General features: G+C 59.1%; 6 protein-coding genes. All 6 read left to right on the forward strand.

Annotated features, from left to right (window positions below; translation table 11 throughout):
- A partial coding sequence (locus tag AC1DH9_RS22790; RefSeq protein ID WP_477808827.1) for a 4-hydroxythreonine-4-phosphate dehydrogenase PdxA occupies positions 1-340 on the forward strand: 340 nt, incomplete at its 5' end.
- The gene (rsmA, locus tag AC1DH9_RS22795; protein ID WP_427544837.1) at positions 337-1,155 is read left to right on the forward strand and encodes a 16S rRNA (adenine(1518)-N(6)/adenine(1519)-N(6))-dimethyltransferase RsmA; all 819 of its coding nucleotides are present in this window, start codon (positions 337-339) and stop codon (positions 1,153-1,155) included. The genes AC1DH9_RS22790 and rsmA, both read left to right, overlap by 4 nt.
- Positions 1,156-1,278: 123 nt before the next feature.
- Complete coding sequence (gene apaG / locus AC1DH9_RS22800) at positions 1,279-1,659, forward strand: Co2+/Mg2+ efflux protein ApaG (RefSeq protein ID WP_427544839.1); 381 nt, start codon at positions 1,279-1,281, stop codon at positions 1,657-1,659.
- Positions 1,659-2,540, forward strand: a complete 882-nt coding sequence (locus AC1DH9_RS22805) for a symmetrical bis(5'-nucleosyl)-tetraphosphatase (RefSeq protein WP_427544841.1) — start codon at positions 1,659-1,661, stop codon at positions 2,538-2,540. Before apaG ends, AC1DH9_RS22805 begins: the two co-directional genes overlap by 1 nt.
- Positions 2,541-2,573: 33 nt before the next feature.
- On the forward strand, positions 2,574-2,903 hold the full coding sequence (glpE, locus tag AC1DH9_RS22810; RefSeq protein WP_427533037.1) for a thiosulfate sulfurtransferase GlpE: 330 nt from the start codon (positions 2,574-2,576) through the stop codon (positions 2,901-2,903).
- A 287-nt stretch (positions 2,904-3,190) separates the two neighbouring features.
- Positions 3,191-4,657: PrkA family serine protein kinase (locus AC1DH9_RS22815; protein WP_477808828.1), on the forward strand; the 1,467-nt coding region annotated here is incomplete at its 3' end.

Here is a 4,657-nt window from a genome sequence, read left to right on the forward strand (position 1 = left end):
CCTGGGCCACGAAGAAATCGACATCATTGAACCAACCCTGGAGCGTCTGCGCGCTGAAGGCATGGACCTGCGTGGTCCCCTGCCCGCCGACACTCTGTTTACCCCCAAATATCTGGAGCACTGCGATGCGGTGCTGGCGATGTACCACGACCAGGGCCTGCCTGTGCTGAAATACAAAGGCTTCGGCGCGGCAGTCAACGTGACCCTCGGCTTGCCGATCATCCGCACTTCAGTCGACCACGGCACCGCCCTGGACTTGGCTGGCAGCGGAAAAATCGACACCGGCAGCCTGCAAGTCGCCCTGGAAACCGCCTACCAGATGGCCGAGACCCGTTTATGACCGAGCATTACCAACACCGGGCGCGCAAGCGTTTCGGCCAGAACTTCCTGCACGATGCCGGCGTTATCGACCGCATCCTGCGCTCCATTCATGCCAAGCCCGATGACCGTCTGCTGGAAATCGGCCCGGGCCAGGGCGCGCTCACCGAAGGCCTGCTCAACAGCGGCGCCCAACTGGACGTGGTTGAGCTGGACAAAGACCTGATCCCGATCCTCAACCAGCAATTCGCCGGCAAGAGCAATTTCAACCTGCACCAGGGCGATGCACTGAAGTTCGACTTCAACAGCCTGAATGCCGCCCCCAACAGCCTGCGCGTGGTCGGCAACCTGCCGTACAACATCTCCACGCCGCTGATTTTCCACCTGCTGAACAACGCAAGCATCATTCGCGACATGCACTTCATGCTGCAAAAGGAAGTGGTCGAGCGTCTGGCGGCAGGTCCTGGCGGTGGCGATTGGGGTCGCCTGTCAATCATGGTTCAGTACCACTGCCGGGTCGAACACCTGTTCAACGTCGGCCCTGGTGCGTTCAACCCACCACCGAAAGTCGACTCGGCGATCGTCCGCCTGGTGCCGCACGCCGTGCTGCCGCACCCGGCCAAAGACCATCGTTTACTGGAGCGCGTGGTTCGCGAAGCCTTCAACCAGCGCCGCAAAACCCTGCGCAACACCCTCAAGGCCCTGCTGAGCAACGCCGAAATCGAAGCCGCTGGCGTCGATGGCAGCCTGCGTCCCGAGCAGCTCGATCTGGCAGCCTTCGTCCGCCTGGCTGACAAGCTCAGCGAACAAGTCGCCGAGCAGCCTGCCGACATCTGACAGGCCAGAAGCGTTATCGGGTAGGACACCAGCGCCCATGTCTGGTTTACTACCCGATACCTGGCCTAGACTGACCTCAATCAGTTAAGCCCCGCGTCCCGCTTTGCTTTTAAGGCCCTTTGCATGTCCGATCCTCGTTATCAGGTCGACGTCAGCGTCGTCACCCGCTATCTGGCAGAACAATCGCAACCCGAGCAGAACCGCTTTGCCTTCGCCTACACCATTACCGTACAGAACAATGGCCTGCTACCGGCCAGGTTGCTCTCCCGGCACTGGGTGATTACCGATGGCGACGGCCATGTCGAAGAAGTTCGCGGCGCAGGCGTGGTGGGTCAGCAACCGCTGATCGGCGTCGGCCAGAGCCACACCTACAGCAGCGGCACCGTGATGACTACCCGGGTTGGCAACATGCAGGGGACTTATCAAATGCTCGCTGAAGACGGTAAACACTTCGACGCTATCATCGCGCCATTCCGCCTGGCGGTGCCCGGAGCCCTGCACTGATGGCGACGTATGCCGTCGGCGACCTGCAAGGCTGCCTTGAGCCCCTGCAATGCCTGCTCAAGCGGGTTGCCTTCAACCCTGCAACGGATCGTCTGTGGCTGGTCGGCGACCTGGTCAACCGCGGCCCGCAATCGCTGGAAACCCTGCGCTTTCTCTATAGCATCCGCGAATCGCTGGTGTGCGTACTGGGCAACCATGACCTGCACTTGCTGGCTGCCGGCTACAACATCGAACGCTTGCGCAAAGCCGACACCCTGCGTGAAATCCTCGAAGCCCCGGATCGCGAGGATCTGCTTGAGTGGCTGCGCCAGCAAAAGCTCATGCACTACGACGAACAACGCGATATTGCGTTGGTCCATGCCGGTATACCGCCGCAGTGGTCCCTGCGCAAAGCCTTGAAGTGCGCAGCCGAGGTCGAAGAAGCACTGCGTGACGACAACCGCATCGCGCCCTACCTCGATGGCATGTATGGCAACGAACCGCTTAAGTGGGACGGTGACCTTAAAGGTGCAGCCCGCCTGCGCGTGATCACCAACTACTTCACTCGCATGCGTTTCTGCACCAGCGACGGCAAGCTTGATCTCAAAAGCAAGGAAGGTCTCGACAGCGCGCTACCGGGTTACGCCCCCTGGTTTTCACACCAGCAACGCAAGACCCGCGGCAAGAAGATCATTTTCGGTCACTGGGCCGCGCTCGAAGGTAAATGTAAAGAACCGGGCATCTTCGCCCTGGACAGCGGTTGCGTCTGGGGTGGCTCGATGACCTTGATGAACGTCGATACCGGCGAGCGCCTGCATTGCAAATGCGATGCTCAGGGGCGCGCCGCCCCGCACGCCACCTCAACTACCCCCGAACTATTGTCGGCCAGTGCCAAGCGCTAGGCTGCGCTTTCAGCCAGGCCACAGGAGCCCGCCATGAGCGAATTCAAACGTATCCCCCCAGAACAGGCCCAGGCCCTGCGCGAACAAGGCGCGGTGGTGGTCGATGTCCGCGATCCGGCAACTTTTGCCGCACTGCACATCAGCGGATCGAAGCATCTGGATAATCATTCCCTGCACGCATTCATCACTGCCGCCGACCTCGACGCACCGACCGTAGTGGTTTGCTATCACGGTAATTCCAGCCAGGGCGCCGCTGCATATCTGGTCAGCCAGGGCTTTTCCGACGTCTACAGCATGGACGGCGGATTCGAGCTGTGGCGTACGATTTATCCTTCGGAGACGTCGCAAGGCACTGCCGAATAATTTTTTTCACACGCTCCAGCCCACGCCCGCTGTGGGCTGACGAACGGTAGTCATAACAAAACTACGCATTGGCCCCCTTACCTTGCAGATTCCGAACTATCCTTAGCCTCAGGCCATCCAAAACAGGGGAGAGCCGGTACACCGGCGCACGGATCATCGGGAGTARCTTTCAGGGTTGATAGCTTTGAAGGTGTTCAGGGGGGTAAAAGGCAACTGCACTTTCAGTTGCTTGCCAGCATCCACTGATTGATCCGACGTCGGCTCCACGTATCGAGCGAGGTGACGTCATGAGTATCTTTAGCCACTTCCAACAACGCTTCGAGTCCACGCGGCAGGAAGAGCTCACTCTGCAGGAGTATCTCGAACTGTGCAAAAAGGACCGTAGCGCCTACGCGTCCGCCGCCGAACGACTACTGCTGGCCATCGGCGAACCGGAACTGCTGGACACCTCGACCAATTCGAGACTGTCGCGCATCTTCTCCAACAAGGTGATCCGTCGGTATCCGGCCTTTGAAGACTTCCACGGGATGGAAGAATGCATCGACCAGATCGTCTCCTACTTCCGCCACGCAGCTCAGGGCCTGGAAGAGAAGAAACAGATCCTCTACCTGCTCGGCCCCGTCGGTGGCGGTAAGTCATCCCTGGCCGAGAAGCTGAAACAGCTGATCGAAAAAGTGCCCTTCTATGCCATCAAGGGCTCTCCGGTGTTCGAGTCTCCGCTGGGGCTGTTCAACGCCACCGAAGATGGTGCAATCCTCGAAGAGGATTTCGGCATTCCGCGGCGCTACCTGAACACCATCATGTCACCCTGGGCGACCAAACGCCTGGCCGAATTCGGTGGCGATATCAGCCAGTTCCGGGTGGTCAAGCTCTACCCGTCGATCCTCAACCAGATCGCCGTGGCCAAGACCGAACCGGGTGACGAAAACAACCAGGACATCTCGGCGCTGGTGGGCAAGGTCGATATTCGCAAGCTGGAAGAATTCCCGCAGAACGACGCCGACGCCTACAGCTACTCGGGTGCACTTTGCCGCTCGAACCAGGGCCTGATGGAATTCGTCGAAATGTTCAAGGCACCGATCAAGGTGCTGCACCCATTGCTGACCGCAACCCAGGAAGGCAACTACAACAGTACCGAAGGCCTGGGCGCGATTCCGTTCACCGGGATCCTGCTGGCGCACTCCAACGAATCGGAGTGGCACACCTTCCGCAACAACAAGAACAACGAAGCCTTCATCGACCGGATCTACATCGTCAAAGTGCCGTACTGCCTGCGGGTCAGTGACGAAGTGAAGATCTACGACAAGCTGCTGTTCAACAGCTCCCTGGCCAAGGCCCACTGCGCACCCGACACCCTGAAGATGCTCGCCCAGTTCACGGTGCTCTCGCGCCTCAAAGAGCCGGAAAACTCGAACATCTACTCGAAAATGCGCGTGTATGACGGTGAAAACCTCAAGGACACCGATCCGAAGGCCAAATCGATCCAGGAATACCGCGACAACGCGGGTGTCGACGAAGGCATGAACGGTCTTTCGACCCGGTTTGCCTTCAAGATCCTGTCGAAAGTCTTCAACTTCGACCCGCATGAAATCGCCGCCAACCCGGTGCATCTGCTCTATGTGCTGGAACAACAGATCGAACAGGAACAGTTCCAGGCGGAAACCCGCGAGCGTTATCTGCGCTTCCTGAAAGAGTACCTGGCGCCGCGTTATATCGAGTTCATCGGCAAGGAAATCCAGACCGCCTACCTGGAG

This window comes from Pseudomonas sp. 05T35, from assembly GCF_056396605.1.

Excerpts from the sequence above, each read along its gene's own strand:
- glpE (WP_427533037.1), top strand. The coding sequence starts at position 2,574 with ATGAGCGAATTCAAACGTATCCCCCCAGAACAGGCCCAGGCCCTGCGC.
- apaG (WP_427544839.1), top strand. The coding sequence starts at position 1,279 with ATGTCCGATCCTCGTTATCAGGTCGACGTCAGCGTCGTCACCCGCTAT.
- AC1DH9_RS22805 (WP_427544841.1), top strand. The coding sequence starts at position 1,659 with ATGGCGACGTATGCCGTCGGCGACCTGCAAGGCTGCCTTGAGCCCCTG.
- rsmA (WP_427544837.1), top strand. The coding sequence starts at position 337 with ATGACCGAGCATTACCAACACCGGGCGCGCAAGCGTTTCGGCCAGAAC.